The following is a 15,590-nucleotide window of genomic DNA, read 5'->3' as shown; positions in this document are numbered from 1 at the left end:
TCAGGCCCGGCGGACCTCCGCGTGCGGGATGCGTGCGGCCATGACCCGCACCGCTTCCGGGTTGTCGTCCACGAGCACCGCCTCCCGACCGAGTGCGGAGGCCACCGCTCCGGTCGTGCCGCTGCCGGCGAAGAGGTCGAGCACCCGATCGCCCGGTCGGCTGGACGCGGTCACGATGCGCCGGAGGATGCCCTCGGGCTTCTGCGTCGGATAGCCCGTCTTCTCCCGTCCGGTCGTCGGGACGATCGTGTGCCACCAGACGTCGGTCGGGAGCTTGCCTCGTGCCGCCTTCTCCGCGGTCACCAGCCCCGGAGCCATGTACGGCTCCCGGTCGACGTCGTCGGAGTTGAACACGTACGTCCGCGGGTTCTTCACGTACACCAGGATCGTGTCGTGCTTGGTGGGCCACCGCCGCCGGGATTTCGCGCCGTAGTCGTACGCCCAGATGAGCTCGTTGAGGAAGCAGTCCCGGCCGAACACCGCGTCGAGCATGACCTTCGCGTAGTGCGCCTCGCGGTAGTCGAGGTGCAGGTAGAGGGTGCCGTCGTCGGCGAGCAGCCGCCAGGCCTCCTCCAGCCGCGGCATGAGGAAGGCGCCGTAGTCGTCGAAGCTGTCGTCGTACGCGCGCAGCATGCCGCGCACCCGCTCGTACCGGTGTCCGTGGAAGCCGTGCCGCACCTCCGGCCCGCCGACTGCGTGTTCAGAACTCAGGAGATCCGACGCGGTTTCGGCCGGTTGGGGGCTGCCCCCGTCCGGATCCGCCGATTCTTCCGGAGTTGTGAACGTGCGGCGGGCGGTGACCACCTGCCGCTCCCGCACTCTTCCGGTGTTGAACGGCGGGTCGAGGTAGACGAGCGTGAAGGACCCGGACGGCAGGGTCGCCGCGACGGCGAGGTTGTCCCCCTCGATCACCGACACCCGCCCCGGGACCTGGACCCCTGAGCCTGCACCCTGGGTCCCTGAGCCTGTCGAAGGGCCTGAGCCTGTCGAAGGGCTCACGGAACCCGATGCAGCCACGCGTCGGTCGAGAACTTCGACTCCACCAGAGCCTGCGCATCGGCGTACTCGTCCGGCGTGATGCCGCCCTCCTCGGCGGAGGTGAGCGAGCGGAACGTGTCCTTGAAGCGCTCGATGATCTCGGCGCGTTCCAGTCCGGTCTGGCTGCGCAGCGGGTCGACGCGCTTGGCGGCCGAGGTCGTGCCCTTGTCGCTGAGCTTCTCGCGGCCGATCCGCAGCACCTCGGTCATCATCTGGCCGTCGATGTCGTAGGAGAGGGTGGCGTGGTGCAGCACACCTCCGTTCGCGAGGCGCTTCTGCGCGGCGCCGCCGATCTTGCCGGTCGGGCTCGCGATGTCGTTGAGCGGCTGGTAGACGGCGTCGATGCCGAGCGAACGGAGCGCCTGCAGCACCCAGTCGTCGAGGAACGCGTAGGAGTCGGCGAAGGTCATGCCCGCGACGAGCGAGGCCGGCACGTAGAGCGAGTAGGTGATGATCTGCCCCGCGGCCATGAGCATCGCTCCGCCTCCGGAGATCCGGCGGACGACGTCGAAGCCGTGCTTCGCAGCGCCCTCGGGGTCGACCTCATTGCGATACGACTGGAACGACCCGATGACGACGGCCGACTCGTCCCACTCCCAGATGCGCAGCGTCGGACGCCGACGCCCCTCGCCGACGCGGGAGGTGAGCACCTCGTCCAGGGCGAGGTTCATGCGCGGCGAGACCGCCTTCTCGTGGACGATCTCCCAGTCGAAGTCGCCCCAGCCGGGCGCCGTGACGAGCGCGCGGCGGACGGCGGTGCCGACCGCCTCGGGGGTGAAGCCGAGCAGCTGGGCCCCCTCGGGGAGGGCGCCGCGGACGGCCGCGGCGATGGCCGTGGCGTCGGACTCGACGGGGAGACCCTCGACAGCGGCGTTGATGTCGTCGAGCGCGGAGTCCGGTTCGAGGAAGAAGTCCCCGGCGAGCCGGAACCGCGCGATCCGGTCGTTCTCGACCTCGAGGTCGACGACGACGAGCTTGCCCCCAGGAACCTTGTATTCACCGTGCACGGATCCAGCTTAAGGCGCGCACTGCCCCCGTGGTCAGCCGCCGAGCACGACCACGCGCTCCCCTGCCCTGATCGGCGTGGAGTAGCGGTTGCCGGGCGTCGGCAGGGGGCAGACGAACTGGTCGGAGAACGCACAGGGCGGCAGGTAGGCGCGGTTGAAGTCGAGCACGGCGGAGCCGTCGGCGGCGGGTTCGTCGACGGGGAGGAACCGGAACCGGTACGTCTCCAGCCCGTTCGTCCCGTCGGCGAAGACCGCGCTCAGCGCTCCGCTCCCACTGCGGGTGACGGTGAGCTCGTGCGGGGTGCCGGCGAGTTCGAACCGCAGGCGTCCGGCGATCGCGGTCTCGCGCTCCTCACCGTCGACCGAGGTGACGACGATCCGCTCGTCTGGCGCGGGTTCGAACGTCGCGGGGAGCCGCCAGCGCTCGTCCGGGGCGTAGGCGTCGATCGCCGTGAACCACTCCCGCTGCGGACGGGCCGGATTCCAGACGCGGAGGGCCAGCAGCCCGTTGCGATCGAATACCCGCAACTCCCGCCGCCCGAGGCGCAGGGTCTGGGCGCCGCGGAGGGTGACGACCGACCCCGACGGTCCGAGTTCGCTGCCGCGGATGCCGCCGTCGCCGGTGAGGGCCCAGAGTCCGGGGACGCCGTCGACCGCTGCGGGTTCGGTGATGAGCCAGTTCGTCGACTCCAGCGCGGACGGCCCGTACTCCGACCCCGCATAGCGTTCACGCGCCGCATGCCACTCATGCCAGTCCGTCAGGAAGCTCATCGCCGCGGGCCCTCCCCTCGCTCGTGCGGATGTGCCCCGAATCTAGGGCTGCCCCCACCTCCCGTGGCCTCCCTCCGTCACACGCCTTCACCGCGCGTCATCCCGCGTCACACTCCCCCGCGGTCCCCGCGCACCTCCCGCGGGATCAAACCCGTCCCTCGTCGCACCTTTCCCCGCCCGTTCCTGATCCCGCCACCCGTGCGCAGCCGCCGCGCACATCCCGCGGGATCAAAACCGTCCCCCAGCGCACCCTCCCCCGCCCGCTACTGATCCCGCCACCCGTGCGCAGCCCCCGCGCACATCCCGCGGGATCGAAATCGTCCCCCAGCGTGCCCTCCCCCGCCCGTTCCTGATCCCGCCACCCGTGCGCAGCCCCCGCGCACATCCCGCGGGATCGAAATCGTCCCCCATCGCACCCTCCCCCGCCCGTTTCTGATCCCGCCACCCGGGGTCGTCCGCGGCGCGACGGAAGCCGAAGATCCTCCGCGCCTCCGCGCCCCCTATTCGCGGGGCGCGGGTGATTCCCCACTGCCACCGGCGCGCGAATCACCGTGCGTGTTCGAAAAGGCTCCCCCGAGGTCCGTCCCGGGCACGAAAGTGATCCCGCGGCAGTGGCGGGAGGCACAACATTGATCCCGCGGGATGTCCGGAGGCTCGAAGGTGATCTCGCGGGCGGTGACGGGAGGCGCGGCGTTGATCCCGACAGGTCATCGTGGACGCGGACTCACCGGCGCACCCACGCACAGTGCGTGTTCGAAAACGTTCCGCTGGGGCCTGTGCCACGCGCGAAAATGATCCCGCGGGGCCGGGGGAAGGGGCGAAAGTGATCCCGGACCGTAAAGGGACCGGGACGGACCGGGACGGAACGGGACTGAACAGGCCGGGGAAGGGCCGGACTGGGATCGGACCCGAACCCGGGACGGGAGTCAGCGGGCGGGGATGTGGGCGTCGAGCCAGGCGAGGACGTCGGCGCGCACCTCGTCCTGCTGCAGCTCCTGGAAGATCTCGTGCCGGGCGTCGGGGTAGACGAGGGTCGTGACGTCGGTGAGTCCGGAGCGGCGCCGGTACTGGTCGGCGAGCTTGTGGACGCTGCGGGGACCGCCGACCGGATCGTCACGGCCGACGAGGAGGAGCATCGGGAGGTCGCGCGCGAGGTGCGTCGCCGGACGCCCGTACAGTCGCGCCGCGTCGAGCAGACCGAAGAGCTTGAGCAGAGGCACCCCCGTCGTGAGCGGGTCCTCCTCGAAGGCCTTCCACACCGCGGGGTCGCGGCTCAGCCACTCGTATCCGGTCGCGTCGTCCGCGGCCCACGCGGCGTTCAGCGGCGCCGGGTTCAGGGAGCGGGGCGTGCGCAGCGCCGAACCCGACAAGATCACCGCATCGAAGGCCTCGGCGTGCTCGTTCACCAGCATCTGCGCGAGGAACGACCCCCACGAGTGCCCGAGGAGCACGAGCGGAAGGTCCGGGTTCTCGTCGCGGATGATGCCGGTCAGCTGCCAGATCGCATCCTTGGCCGCCCGGAGACCTCCGGGCCCGAGCCGTCCGAGCCGGGCCGGATCGCCGTGCTGGCGCATGCCGGTGCGCCCGTGCCCACGGTGGTCGTCCGCGTAGACGGTGAACCCGGCTCCGGTGAGCGCGGCGATCAGCGCCGGATACCGTCCTGCGTGCTCGCCCACCCCGTGCAGGAGCTGGACGACGCCGCGGGGCGTGCCCTCCGCGGGGTGGACGTCGTAGACGATGGCGATGCCGTGGCTGTCGGTGTACTCGCGGGTCTCGGTCATGGGTCGGCCCTACCGGTCGGTTCCCTCGACGGCGTCGCGGATCGCGTCCCGGATCGCGAAGGCGATGTCGCGGTCCGTCACCTCGTAGCCGCCGACCCCGTCGGAGGCGGAGCCCATGCGCACGCCGCCGTCCTCGGTCACCGCCCGCTTCGCGGAGAAGTGGAGGGCGTCGACGCCGGCCGCGGCGAGCACCGGAGCGCTCGCGACGTCGACGCCGCTGCCGGCCATGACCTCGATCTGCCCCTCGGCCGCGGCGACGAGCGCGCGCAGCGTGTCGATGCCATCGATCGCGGCCGAGGCTCCTCCGGACGTGAGCACGCGCCGGAGCCCGAGCTCGCGCGCGGAGCGCAGGGTCGCCACCGGGTCGGCGGTCACGTCGATAGCCCGGTGCAGCGTCGCCGGAGCTCCCCCGGCCGCATTCCGCAGCCGCGCCATGGCATCGTGGTCGAGCCGCCCCTGGGCGTCGAGCGCGCCGATCACGACGCCGGCCGCGCCTGCGGCGACCGCGTGCCGCACGTCGCGTTCGGCGACGGCCAGCTCGTCGGCGCTGTAGTGGAAGCCGCCGGCGCGCGGACGGATGAGGACGTGCACCTCGGGGCCGTTCGCCCCCGCGGCTTCGAGCGCGAGCTCCAGGGTGGCCGGCGACGGGGTGAGCCCACCCAGGGCGAGGGCCGTGGCGAGCTCGACGCGGGCGGCGCCGACCTCGGCGGCGATGCGCACTCCGGCGGGGTCCTGGACGGCGATTTCGAGAGCGATCGTTCGGGTCACCCCTCCATTGTGCCCGCTGGCCTCGGCTCCTCCCGCCCCCGCGACGGAAATATTAGATAGACTAACTAAGTATGTCTGCGTCCGATGATTCCCTGCACCTCACCGCCACAGACCTGCGCATGGCCACGTTCCGGCTCGCCCGCCGACTGCGCTGCGCCCGCGCCGCCGACATGATGAGCGACACGCAGCTCGCCGTTCTCGCCGAGCTGCGCATGAACGGCCGGCGCACGATCTCCACCCTCGCCGAGCGCGAGCGCGTGACCGCCCCCTCGATGACGAGCATCGTGAACGGCCTGGAGGAGCAGGGCTTCGTCGCCCGCACCCCGGACGAGGACGACCGCCGCCGCGTGCAGGTGGACATCACCGCCGCCGGCGTCGAGGTCGTCGTCGAGACCATCCGCCGCCGTGACGTGCTGCTGGCCGACATGCTCCGCGAGGTCGACTACACCGAGGAGGAACTGACGACGCTGCGAGAAGCGAGCGCCCTGATGCGGAGGGTGGTGGAGCGATGAGCGCCATGTTCCGTTCCTTCGCGAACATCAACTACCGGATCTGGTTCGCCGGCGCCCTCGTGTCGAACGTCGGCGGATGGATGCAGGCCACAGCCCAGGACTGGGTCGTGCTGACCGAGCTCACCGACAACGACGCGACCGCGATGGGCGTCACCATGGCACTGCAGTTCGGCCCACCGCTGGTGCTGGTGAGCCTGACCGGCTGGGTCGCTGATCGCTTCGATCGGCGGAAGATCCTGCTGACCACGCAGACCGCGCTGCTCGGCCTCGCGATCGCGGTCGGATCCCTGCTGCTGGCCGGCGTCATGACCCTGCCGATGATGCTCGCGTTCGCCCTCGGTTTCGGCATCGTCAACGCGTTCGACGCACCCGCCCGGCAGGCCTTCGTGTCGGACATGGTGTCCGCCACGGAGACCTCCAACGCCGTGGCCCTCAACTCCGCCTCCTTCAACCTCGCCCGTATGATCGGCCCCGCGGTCGGCGGTCTGCTCATCGTCGCGATCGGCTCCGGTTGGGTGTTCATCGTCAACGCCGCGACCTTCCTCGCCATGATCGTCGCGCTGATGCTCATGCGCACGCACCTGCTGGCACCACGGCCGAAGAACCGCAGCCGCGGCGGCCTCGCGGAGGGCTTCCGGTACGTCTGGGCGCGCAGCGACCTCAAGGTCGTGTTCGTGACGGTGTTCCTCATCGGCGCGTTCGGCATGAACTTCCCGATCTTCGCCTCGACCATGGCGCTGGAGTTCGGAGCCGGCGCCGACGGGTACGGGGTGCTGAGCTCGGTGCTCGCTATCGGCTCCCTGATCGGCGCCCTCCTCGCCGCACGGCGGGACCGTGCGAGGGTGCGCGTGGTGATCCTCGCGGCGGGCGGCTTCGGGATCGCGGCCTTCGTCTCGGCCGCGATGCCCACCTACCTCTCCTACGCGGTCACGCTCACGTTCACCGGCTTCATGATCGTGACGCTGCTGACCACGGCCAACGGCTACGTGCAGATCACGACGGATCCGGCGCTCCGCGGCCGCGTCCTCGCCCTCTACATGGCCGTGATCATGGGGTCGACCCCGGTCGGCGCACCGATCGCGGGCTGGGTGGCGGACACGTTCGGTCCCCGCGCCGCCATCATGCTCGGCGGGACGGCCGGCTTCATCGCGTGCGCGATCGGGGTGACGTGGGTGCTGATGTCGGGGAGGCTGCGCCGCGAGGAGAGCAGCCGCTTCCGCTTGACCCTCGACGAGACGCGCCCGCTGCGCGTCGTGCAGCCGGTCGAGCCGGTGGACTACACGGAGAAGGCCGCGGCGACGACGCCCATCCGGCTTCCTCGACGCGACGACGAGTGAGCTGCGGGCGCGTTTGTCAACGCCTTCCTCATCACGGCCCGGCGGTCGTAGCGTCGTGTCATGGACGAGAACATGAGCACCCCGCACCCGCAGGATCCGGCCGAAGGCGCTCCCGGCGTCGACGTCCCTGACGAGAACTCCGGCCAGGGCGACGGCACCGGCGGCGCGATCCAGGGCGACAGCTCCCGCGGCGAGTCGACCGGCGGCGCCATCCAGGGCAGTTCCGGCCCCGGCCACGACGCGCCGCTGGGCGGCGACGAGAACACCGAGGACGAGCTCGCGGCCGACAACGCCGCCGAGGAGGACACCCTCCGCACGCTCGACCCCGACTCCCCGCCGGCCTGAGCCGTCGACCCACCCCTTTCGAGACGAGCCACCCCCTTGCGAACGTTCGCAAGGGGGTGGGTCGTGCAGAAGGGGGTGGGTCGGCCGCGGTCAGGCGTCGAGCACCACCTTGAGCTGCTCGACGGCCCAGTCGAGCTCGGTCGCCCGGATGACGAGCGGGGGCGCGATGCGGATGGTCTGCCCGTGCGTGTCCTTCACGAGCACACCCCGGTCGAGCAGCTTCTCCGCGATCTCTCGGCCCGAACCGATCGCGGGGTCGATGTCGACGCCCGCCCACAGCCCGGCGATGCGCACGCCCGTGACACCGTGGCCGATCAGCGGCTGCAGCGCCTGCTCCAGGTGTGCGCCGAGTGCCCGCGCACGCTCCTGGAACTCGCCCGTCTGCAGCATCTCCACCACGCGCAGGCCGACGGCCGCCGCGAGCGGGTTGCCGCCGAACGTGGAGCCGTGCTCACCGGGACGGATCACGCCCAGCACATCGGTGTTCCCCACCACGGCCGAGACCGGGAGGATGCCACCGCCGAGCGCCTTGCCCAGCAGGTACAGGTCCGGAACGACACCCTCGCGGTCGCACGCGAACGTCTCGCCGACACGTCCGAGCCCGGCCTGGATCTCGTCGGCGATGAACAGCACGTTCTTCTCGTCGCAGATCTCACGGATGCGGCGGAGGTACCCCTCCGGCGGGATCACCACACCGGCCTCGCCCTGGATCGGCTCCACGAGCACGCCCGCCGTGTCCTCGGTGATCGCCGCGGCGATCGCCTCCGCGTCGCCGAACGGCACGCGGTCGAAGCCGGGCGTGTAGGGACCGAAGTCGTCGTGCGCGGTCTCGTCGTCGCTGAAGCTCACGATCGTCGTCGTACGGCCGTGGAAGTTGCCCTTCGCCACGACGATCCGCGCCTTCCCCTCGGGGATGCCCTTCACGCGGTAGCCCCACGCCCTGGCGACCTTGATGCCGGTCTCCACCGCCTCGGCGCCCGTGTTCATCGGCAGGACGAGCTCCTTGCCGCAGAGCTCGGCGAGCGCGGCCGCGAAGGGCTCCAGCATGTCGCTCTGGAACGCCCGGCTGACGAGCGTGACCCGACCGAGCTGCTCGGTCAGGGCCGCGACGAGCGCGGGGTGACGGTGCCCGAAGTTGACCGCGGAATAGGCCGCGAGCAGGTCGAGGTAGCGCTTGCCCTCGACATCGGTCACCCACGCTCCCTCGCCGCGCGCGATCATCACCGGCAGCGGGTGGTAGTTGTGCGCGACGTGCGGCTCCGCGACCGCGGTGGGTCCCTGAGCCTGTCGAAGGGTCGCTGAGCTCGTCGAAGCGCCCTGAGCCTGTCGAAGGGTCGAACCGCCCGCCGTCTGCTCGATCGTCACTTCGCACCCCGCAGCTCGAGCGTGCAGCACTTGATCCCGCCGCCACCGAGGAGGAGCTCGGACAGGTCGACGGTGATCGGGTTGTAGCCGCGCTCCCGGAGCTGCTGCTCGAAGCCCTTCGCCCGCGGCGAGATGATGACGTTGTAGCCGTCGCTCGAGGAGTTCAGGCCGAACACCGCGCCGTCCTCGTCCGACACGAGGATCGCGTCGGGGAAGCGCTTCTCCAGCTCGGCACGGCTGGCGTCGTCGAAGGCCCCGGGGAGGTAGGCGATGTTCGCCCGCTCCGGACCGCCGTTCTCCACGCCCTGCACGGGGTCGAGCACCGCGATCGCGGTGTCCAGGTGGTAGAAGCGGGGGTCGGTGAGGTTGAGCGACACGACCTCGCGGCCGAAGACCTCGCCGACCTCGCGGTGGCTGTCGCCGGTGGAGCGGAACCCGGTGCCGGCGAGGATCACGTCGCCGACGAGCAGGAAGTCGCCCTCGCCCTCGTTGACCTCCTCCGGCATGACGGTGTCGTAGCCGGCGGCGCGGAACCAGTCGGCGAAGGCCGGAGCCTCCCCCTGCCGCTCCACGAACCGGAACTCCGGCACGTAGGCGCGCCCGTCGATGAGGAAGCCGCCGTTGGCCGTGTAGACCATGTCCGGGTAGCCGGGGAGCGGATCGATGAGCTCGACCTCGTGGCCGAGCTCGACGTACAGGTCGTAGAGCTTCTGCCACTGGGCGACGGCGTTGGCGGTGTCGGTCGGCCGCGACGGCTCCATCCACGGATTGATGGAGTAGTTCACCGTGAAGTGCTCGGGACGGCACATCAGGTAGTGGCGGCGGTGCGCGGTGCGCGTGGGGGCGGTGGTGACGGCGGTCTCCGGCGTCGACATGGATGCTCCTCGTGTGAACGGGCGCGGCGGACGCTGTCCAGGGGCCCGGCGGTCCTTCGACCCCCTGCTCGGAAGAGGCGGAGGGGAAGATGCGACTCGGGCACGCCGGTGACCATTGTGCCACCGGACCCTGGGCGCCACCAGCATCCGTCCCGTGTCGTCGTCAGCCCTCGCGCTGCGTCACCACGACCTTGCCGACCGTGTGCCCGGCCTCGACGTGCGCGAGCGCCGACACGGCCTCGGCGAACGGGTAGGTGCGCTCGATCACGGGGACCAGGTGCCCTTCCTCCACGAGCTCGAGCAGCTTCGCGAGGATCTCCGGGTGCGAGGTCGCCGCGAGGGACACCACCCGGGGTCCGCGGACCGAGAGCACGGCGGCGCGGATCATCCGCGGCACAGGACCGAGTACGCGTCCGCCGTCGCCCGTCACCAGCACCACGCGACCACCCGTGCGGACGAGACGCTGCAGCTCGCGGATCGGCACACCTCCCGCGAGGTCGATGACGGCGTCGAACCGGGCGGAGGGCAGGTGCGTGAGCGGAGACGTGCGGTGGTCGAGCGTGCGCACGGCTCCGAGGCGCTCCAGCAGCAGGGCGTTCCGGGGACGGCACGTCGCCCAGACCTCCGCCCCGCGGAGCGCCGCGAGCTGCACGGCGAAGGTCCCCACGCCGCCGGACGCCCCGATCACGAGGACCCGCTGCGCACGGTGGCGCAGCCCCACCCCGGCGGCATCGAGCGCCTGCCACGCGGTGCCTCCGGCGATCGGCAGGCAGGCCGCCGCCTCGGGCGTCACATCCGGGGGCACGGGCACGACGCGGTCGGCCGCGATGCGGGCGTGGGAGGCGAGGCCGCCGCCGCCCTGCAGCTCTCCCACCACGAGTTCGCCGAGTTCGGCGTTCACGACGTCGGCGCCGACCGCCACGACGGTGCCCGCGACGTCGAGCCCCCGGACCGGGTGCTTCGGGCGCGTGAGGCCGAAGAAAGGCCGGACCAGCAGCGGATCGCCGAGGAGCAGCCGCACGTCGCCGGCGTTGAGGGCGGTGGCCTGCACGCGCAGCACGACCTCTCCCCGGTGGGGCTGCGGCACGGGCAGGCGGGTCAGCGAAGTCCCGGCGGCCGGGCCGTACGTCTCGCGGGTCCAGGCGGGCATCGTCTCGGTCATGCGGCACCTCCGGGGTCGGTGGGATACGCGAACAGGTCGTCGATCCCGACGCCGAAGGCCCGGGCGATCTGGAACGCGAGCTCGAGCGTCGGCGAGTACTTCTGCTGTTCGATCGCGATGAGCGTCTGCCTCGTGACCCCGATCGTGCGGGCGAGCTCGGCCTGCGTGAGTCCGGCACGCTCGCGGTGGGCGCGGATGCTGTTGGAGACGAGGGTGGGCTTGACCATCAGAGCAGCCCCCGACGGTACGCGATCGCCCGAGCGACGCCACCGACGACGGCCGCCACGAGGAACCCGGCGAACATGGTGTTCGCGATCCAGAACGCGTCAGCACCGAGACCGCACAGGACGATGACCCCGAGGCCGGCGATGGCGACGAAGGCCTGCTCCACGCGCGCCCCCATCCGGCCGATGTCCCGGTCGCGGATGTCGGAGCGGCCGACTCCGTCCGGATCGGACATCCCGGCGATGATGCCCCAGAGGATGCTGAGCACGATCGTCCCGACGATGCCCCCGCCGATCGTCCACAGCATCAGCGGGAACCAGTCCGTCGCGGTGAGCGGTCCGCCACCGGCCTGCTGCATGAGCAGCAGCACGTAGACGACCGCGACGATCGGACTGACGATGAGCCCGGCCCAGACGTTGCGCTCCTCGTAGACCATGCGCTTCTCCTCGTGTCAAAGATTCTTGACACGAGATTACGTCCGCATCGCACCTGTGTCAAGAATCTTTTACACCCGCATTCCGTCCCGCGCAGTCTCTTCCGGGATCACAATCGCACCCCCGAGCCGCCTCTCCCGCCCGTTTCCGATCCCGCATGTCCTGCGCAGCCCGAAGCGGGATCGAAAACGCACCTGCCGGGGGCCGGGAAGGCACCTTTTCGAGCCCGCACCGCACTGGCACCGGCGCCCGCACCCGCACCGGAACGGGCGGGGGTCAGATGACGGAGGCGCTCCAGGGGTCGGGGTTTCCGTAGCGGTGGGCGGTGATCGAGACGGACTGCTCGTGCACGAACGGGAGGAGCTCGATGCGGGCCGCCGCCGTCACCTCCGCGTCGTACACCGCGAGGTCCGGATCACCGCCGGTGGCCACCGCCAGCGCGGAGCGCAGCGCCGCCACCGACTCCCGTCCACCCACGAGCCGCACACGCCCATGCCGCGGAAGCACCGGAACACCCGCATCTCCCGCGGCCCCCGACTCCTCGGCCACCTGCATCCGCTGGAGCCACTCGTCCTCCGTCTCCAGGAACACCACGGCGTCGAGGTCACCCAGAGCATGCCGCACGCCCGCCGGAAGCCCGACCGGAGTGGACACCACGAAACCCGCCCCCGCGCGCACTCCCGCGATCACGACCCGCAGCAGGTCGTGCAGGGCGGCGTCCTCGGTGGCGCGGATCTCCACGGGTACGGGCCGATACCGGAAGAGGTTGCGCTCGATCTCCAGCCGCGAGACGTCCCGCACCCGGCCGAACTCCCGGTCCCAGGCCAACGCGTCCGACAGAGCGGATCGCCGAAGCCACTCGAACGACTCGAACGGGAGGGAGGGCTGCGCCGCCTCGATGAGCCCCGTGATCCGGGAGTCGAGCCCCCGCAGATGGAGGGTGCTCGACGCCGGGGCCCCGTGCTGGGCGCGCCACGACCCGAGTCCGATGAGGTGGTTCGGCCCGCCGGGCTTGGCGCCGGCGCCGACGGAGGAGCGCTTCCACCCGCCGAACGGCTGCCGCTGTACGATCGCTCCGGTCGTGCCGCGATTGACGTAGAGGTTCCCGGCCTGCACGCGGTCGAGCCAGAAGGCCAGGTCGTCGGGATCCTGGGTGTGGAGCCCCGCCGTGAGACCGTAAGCGACCGCGTTCTGCAGGTCGACGGCCTTCGCGAGGGTCGGGGCGTGCATGATCCCGAGGACCGGTCCGAAGAACTCCTCGGTGTGGAAGCGAGAGCCGGACTGCACGCCGACCCGCACGCCGGGGCGCCAGAGCCGTCCGCTGCCGTCGTCGGCGGGGTCGAGGGCGGGTTCGATGAGCCACCGCTCGTCGCCCTCCAGCTCGGAGAGGGCCCAGGCGAGCTTGCCCTCGGGCTTCTCGATGACGGGGCCCACCTCGGCGAGCGGATCCGAGGGCCAGCCGACCCGCAGCGAGCGGACCGCGTCGGCGAGCTGACGCGCGAAGCGCTGCGAGCGCCCCACCGGCCCGACGAGGATCCCGAGCGACGCCGCGGAGCATTTCTGCCCCGCGTGCCCGAACGCGCTCTTCACGAGGTCGGCCACGGCGAGGTCGAGGTCGGCCGAGGGCGTGATGATCATCGCGTTCTTGCCGCTGGTCTCCGCGAGCAGAGGCAGGTCGGGGCGCCAGGAGCGGAACAGCGCCGCGGTCTCCCACGAGCCGGTGAGGATCACCCGGTCCACGGCCTCGTCCGTGATGAGGGCACGGCCGAGGTCGCCTTCCTCGATGTCGACGAGAGCGAGGGCTTCGCGGGGCACGCCGCCCTCCCACAGCGCCGCCACGAGCACCGCCGCGCACCTGCGTGCCTGCGGGGCGGGCTTGAGGACGACGCCGGACCCCGCGGCGAGCGCCGCCAGAACGCCACCGGCAGGGATCGCGAGGGGGAAGTTCCACGGCGGAGCGACGACGGTCACCCGGGCGGGGACGAACACGGCGCCGGAGATCGCATCGAGCTCGCGGCACGTCGCGGCGTAGTACCGGGCGAAGTCGACGGCCTCGCTCACCTCGACGTCAGCCTCGGCGAAGACCTTGCCGGTCTCCGCGGCCGCGACCTCGATCAGCTCCCCGCGGCGGGACTCGAGAGCGGCCGCCGCGCGCAGCAGCACCTCCGCCCGCTCGGCCGCGGGACGTGATCCCCACGCTGCCGCCGCGCCCTGCACGCCGCGCACGATGCGGCCGAGGTCATCGGCGTCATCGACGCGCGCCGCGTCCAGGACATCCCTCCCGACCGTCGAGTCCGCGAGCCTCGCACGGATCCCCGCCGCCCACTCACGATTGGCGGGGAGGGCGAGGTCGGTATCGGCCGTGTTCACGAAGCCCGGGGCGCCCCCGGTGTCCTCCCCGCGCTCGCGCGCGGCGTACACGGCGGTCTCGAGGTAGGCGCCGGTGTCGGTGTCGTCGGAGCCGCGCACGATGCCGAGCACCGCCTTCGTGAGGTCGGCCTCCGCCGCCGGACCGACCGGGGCGGGTCGCACGGACTCGTGCACGGGCGCGAGGCGGTCCTGGGTGCGCCGCGGGCCGAGGCCGAGGGCCGGGTCCCCCGCCCGGTCCAGGGCGTCGAGGAAGCGCTCGGCCTCCCGCGCGAAGAGGGACTCGTCGTCGTGCAGGTGGAACGCCGCGGAGAGGAAGTTCTCGGACGACGCGTTCTCCTCCAGCCGCCGCACGAGGTAGCTGATGGCCACATCGAACTCGGCGGGCGCGACGACCGGCACGTACAGCAGCACCGGACCCACTTCGCGGGACACCGCCTGCACCTGCCCCTGAGCCATGCCGAGCAGCATCTCGAACTCGACCGCGTCGCGGACCCCGCGCTCCCCGGCGAGCAGCCACGCATGGGCGATGCCGAAGAGGTTGTGGCCGGCCACCCCGATCCGCACCGAGGTCGTGTGCTCGGGCTGCAGCGCCCAGTCCAGGCAGCGCAGGTAGTTGGCGTCGGTGTCGAGCTTCGTGTCGTAGGGCGCGGGCGTCCATCCGTGCAGGGTCGCCTCGACGTGCTCCATCGCGAGGTTCGCGCCCTTCACGAGGCGCACCTTGATGCGGGCCCCGCCGTGGATCACGCGATCCTGTGCCCAGGCGGTGAGCTCCTGCAACGCCGGCAGCGCGTCGGGCAGGTAGGCCTGCAGCACGATCCCGGCCTCGAGTCCGGTGAGCCGAGGGTCCTCCAGGATCCGCGTGAAGACGGCGATCGTGAGGTCGAGGTCGCGATACTCCTCCATGTCGAGGTTGATGAAGGTGCCGTCTTCCGCAGCCGTCACGTAGAGAGGGAGCAGCCGGTCGATGACCCGCTCGACGACCTCGTCGAAGCCCCACATCGAGATGCGGCTGACGATGGCGGAGACCTTGACCGACACGTAGTCGACATCCGGACGCCGGATGAGCTCGTGGATGCCGTCGAGCCGCCGCTGCGCCTCTGCCTCCCCGAGCACCGCCTCCCCGAGGAGGTTGAGGTTCAGTCGCGACCCCGACTCCCGCAGCTTCTCGATCGCGGGTCCGAGCTTCGCGGGCCGGGCGTCCACCACCAGGTGCCCCACCATCTCGCGTAGCGCCCGCCGCGCGATCGGCACGACCGGCGTCGGCAGCACCGGGGCGACCCCGCCGCCGAGCCGCACGGCGGAGCGCAGGTACCACGGCAGGAACTCCGGCACGATGGGCGCGATGCGGCGCAGCTGGGCGGCCGCAGCGGTCAGGCTCTCCGGCCGCATCACGCCGTCGACGAAACCGAGGGTGAACGGCAGGCCGTTGGCGTCGCGGAGGACGCCCGCGAGACGCTCGGCGGCGGGGTCGACGTCGGCCGCAGCCGCCTCGATCACCCAACGGCGCGCGAGTTCGACGGCCTGATCGGCGAGGGATGCGGATGCCCCCGCCTCCGCGGAGGATGACGACGACTCTGCCATGTGACCACCCTAGGTCTCC

At 71.6% G+C, this 15,590-nt stretch carries 14 protein-coding genes; 3 read left to right on the top strand and 11 right to left on the bottom strand.

Annotation, left to right across the window (positions count from 1 at the left end; all coding sequences use genetic code 11):
- The 5 genes from AB1285_RS00905 to AB1285_RS00885 all read right to left on the bottom strand — a co-directional run bounded on the left by AB1285_RS00905 (window position 1) and on the right by AB1285_RS00885 (window position 5,365).
- Complete coding sequence (locus AB1285_RS00905) at window positions 1-918, bottom strand: DNA-methyltransferase (RefSeq protein WP_259953423.1); 918 nt, start codon at window positions 916-918, stop codon at window positions 1-3.
- A 77-nt stretch (window positions 919-995) separates the two neighbouring features.
- Window positions 996-2,045: a lipoate--protein ligase family protein gene (locus AB1285_RS00900; protein ID WP_366236973.1), complete on the bottom strand. Its 1,050-nt coding sequence runs from the start codon at window positions 2,043-2,045 to the stop codon at window positions 996-998.
- A 33-nt stretch (window positions 2,046-2,078) separates the two neighbouring features.
- Window positions 2,079-2,816, bottom strand: a complete 738-nt coding sequence (locus tag AB1285_RS00895; RefSeq protein ID WP_370429035.1) for a DUF1684 domain-containing protein — start codon at window positions 2,814-2,816, stop codon at window positions 2,079-2,081.
- Window positions 2,817-3,742: 926 nt separating this feature from the next.
- Entirely contained in the window at window positions 3,743-4,597 is an 855-nt protein-coding gene (locus AB1285_RS00890; protein ID WP_187662471.1) for an alpha/beta fold hydrolase, read from the bottom strand.
- Window positions 4,598-4,606: 9 nt separating this feature from the next.
- Window positions 4,607-5,365 carry a copper homeostasis protein CutC gene (locus tag AB1285_RS00885; protein ID WP_370429034.1) on the bottom strand — a complete coding sequence of 253 codons (759 nt, stop codon included), beginning with the start codon at window positions 5,363-5,365 and terminating at the stop codon, window positions 4,607-4,609.
- Window positions 5,366-5,436: 71 nt separating this feature from the next.
- Between AB1285_RS00885 and AB1285_RS00880 the strand changes: the two genes are divergently transcribed.
- Genes AB1285_RS00880 through AB1285_RS00870 form a run of 3 tightly spaced genes read left to right on the top strand, consistent with a single transcriptional unit; the run spans window position 5,437 to window position 7,559 of the window.
- The gene (locus AB1285_RS00880; RefSeq protein ID WP_187662473.1) at window positions 5,437-5,877 is read left to right on the top strand and encodes a MarR family winged helix-turn-helix transcriptional regulator; all 441 of its coding nucleotides are present in this window, start codon (window positions 5,437-5,439) and stop codon (window positions 5,875-5,877) included.
- A gap of 5 nt (window positions 5,878-5,882) precedes the next feature.
- Window positions 5,883-7,214, top strand: a complete 1,332-nt coding sequence (locus tag AB1285_RS00875; protein ID WP_187664233.1) for an MFS transporter — start codon at window positions 5,883-5,885, stop codon at window positions 7,212-7,214.
- 60 nt (window positions 7,215-7,274) lie between these two features.
- Window positions 7,275-7,559 (top strand): hypothetical protein, encoded by a 285-nt coding sequence (locus tag AB1285_RS00870; protein WP_025105431.1) that lies wholly within the window; start codon window positions 7,275-7,277, stop codon window positions 7,557-7,559.
- A 90-nt stretch (window positions 7,560-7,649) separates the two neighbouring features.
- Here the strand turns inward: AB1285_RS00870 and rocD are convergent, their stop codons facing one another.
- From rocD to AB1285_RS00840, 6 genes are all read right to left on the bottom strand, one after another.
- Complete coding sequence (gene rocD / locus AB1285_RS00865) at window positions 7,650-8,924, bottom strand: ornithine--oxo-acid transaminase (RefSeq protein ID WP_370429033.1); 1,275 nt, start codon at window positions 8,922-8,924, stop codon at window positions 7,650-7,652.
- The gene (ddaH, locus tag AB1285_RS00860) at window positions 8,921-9,799 is read right to left on the bottom strand and encodes a dimethylargininase (RefSeq protein WP_187662474.1); all 879 of its coding nucleotides are present in this window, start codon (window positions 9,797-9,799) and stop codon (window positions 8,921-8,923) included. The genes rocD and ddaH overlap by 4 nt, the downstream gene beginning before the upstream one ends.
- Before the next feature lie 163 nt (window positions 9,800-9,962).
- Complete coding sequence (locus AB1285_RS00855) at window positions 9,963-10,961, bottom strand: NAD(P)-dependent alcohol dehydrogenase (RefSeq protein WP_187662475.1); 999 nt, start codon at window positions 10,959-10,961, stop codon at window positions 9,963-9,965.
- Window positions 10,958-11,188 carry a helix-turn-helix transcriptional regulator gene (locus AB1285_RS00850; RefSeq protein WP_187662476.1) on the bottom strand — a complete coding sequence of 77 codons (231 nt, stop codon included), beginning with the start codon at window positions 11,186-11,188 and terminating at the stop codon, window positions 10,958-10,960. The genes AB1285_RS00855 and AB1285_RS00850 overlap by 4 nt, the downstream gene beginning before the upstream one ends.
- Entirely contained in the window at window positions 11,188-11,622 is a 435-nt protein-coding gene (locus tag AB1285_RS00845) for a hypothetical protein (protein ID WP_280567248.1), read from the bottom strand. Before AB1285_RS00845 ends, AB1285_RS00850 begins: the two co-directional genes overlap by 1 nt.
- Window positions 11,623-11,896: 274 nt before the next feature.
- Window positions 11,897-15,571: a proline dehydrogenase family protein gene (locus AB1285_RS00840; protein WP_292797412.1), complete on the bottom strand. Its 3,675-nt coding sequence runs from the start codon at window positions 15,569-15,571 to the stop codon at window positions 11,897-11,899.
- Between the last annotated feature and the right edge of the window lie 19 nt (window positions 15,572-15,590).

Source organism: Microbacterium sp. NRRL B-14842, assembly GCF_050470785.1.
This window is presented reverse-complemented; position numbering and strand designations above follow the sequence as displayed.

Coding starts and splice junctions, on each gene's coding strand:
- AB1285_RS00895 (WP_370429035.1), bottom strand. CDS start 2,816: ATGAGCTTCCTGACGGACTGGCATGAGTGGCATGCGGCGCGTGAACGC.
- AB1285_RS00890 (WP_187662471.1), bottom strand. CDS start 4,597: ATGACCGAGACCCGCGAGTACACCGACAGCCACGGCATCGCCATCGTC.
- AB1285_RS00880 (WP_187662473.1), top strand. CDS start 5,437: ATGTCTGCGTCCGATGATTCCCTGCACCTCACCGCCACAGACCTGCGC.
- AB1285_RS00875 (WP_187664233.1), top strand. CDS start 5,883: ATGTTCCGTTCCTTCGCGAACATCAACTACCGGATCTGGTTCGCCGGC.
- AB1285_RS00870 (WP_025105431.1), top strand. CDS start 7,275: ATGGACGAGAACATGAGCACCCCGCACCCGCAGGATCCGGCCGAAGGC.
- ddaH (WP_187662474.1), bottom strand. CDS start 9,799: ATGTCGACGCCGGAGACCGCCGTCACCACCGCCCCCACGCGCACCGCG.
- AB1285_RS00855 (WP_187662475.1), bottom strand. CDS start 10,961: ATGACCGAGACGATGCCCGCCTGGACCCGCGAGACGTACGGCCCGGCC.
- AB1285_RS00850 (WP_187662476.1), bottom strand. CDS start 11,188: ATGGTCAAGCCCACCCTCGTCTCCAACAGCATCCGCGCCCACCGCGAG.
- AB1285_RS00845 (WP_280567248.1), bottom strand. CDS start 11,622: ATGGTCTACGAGGAGCGCAACGTCTGGGCCGGGCTCATCGTCAGTCCG.
- AB1285_RS00840 (WP_292797412.1), bottom strand. CDS start 15,571: ATGGCAGAGTCGTCGTCATCCTCCGCGGAGGCGGGGGCATCCGCATCC.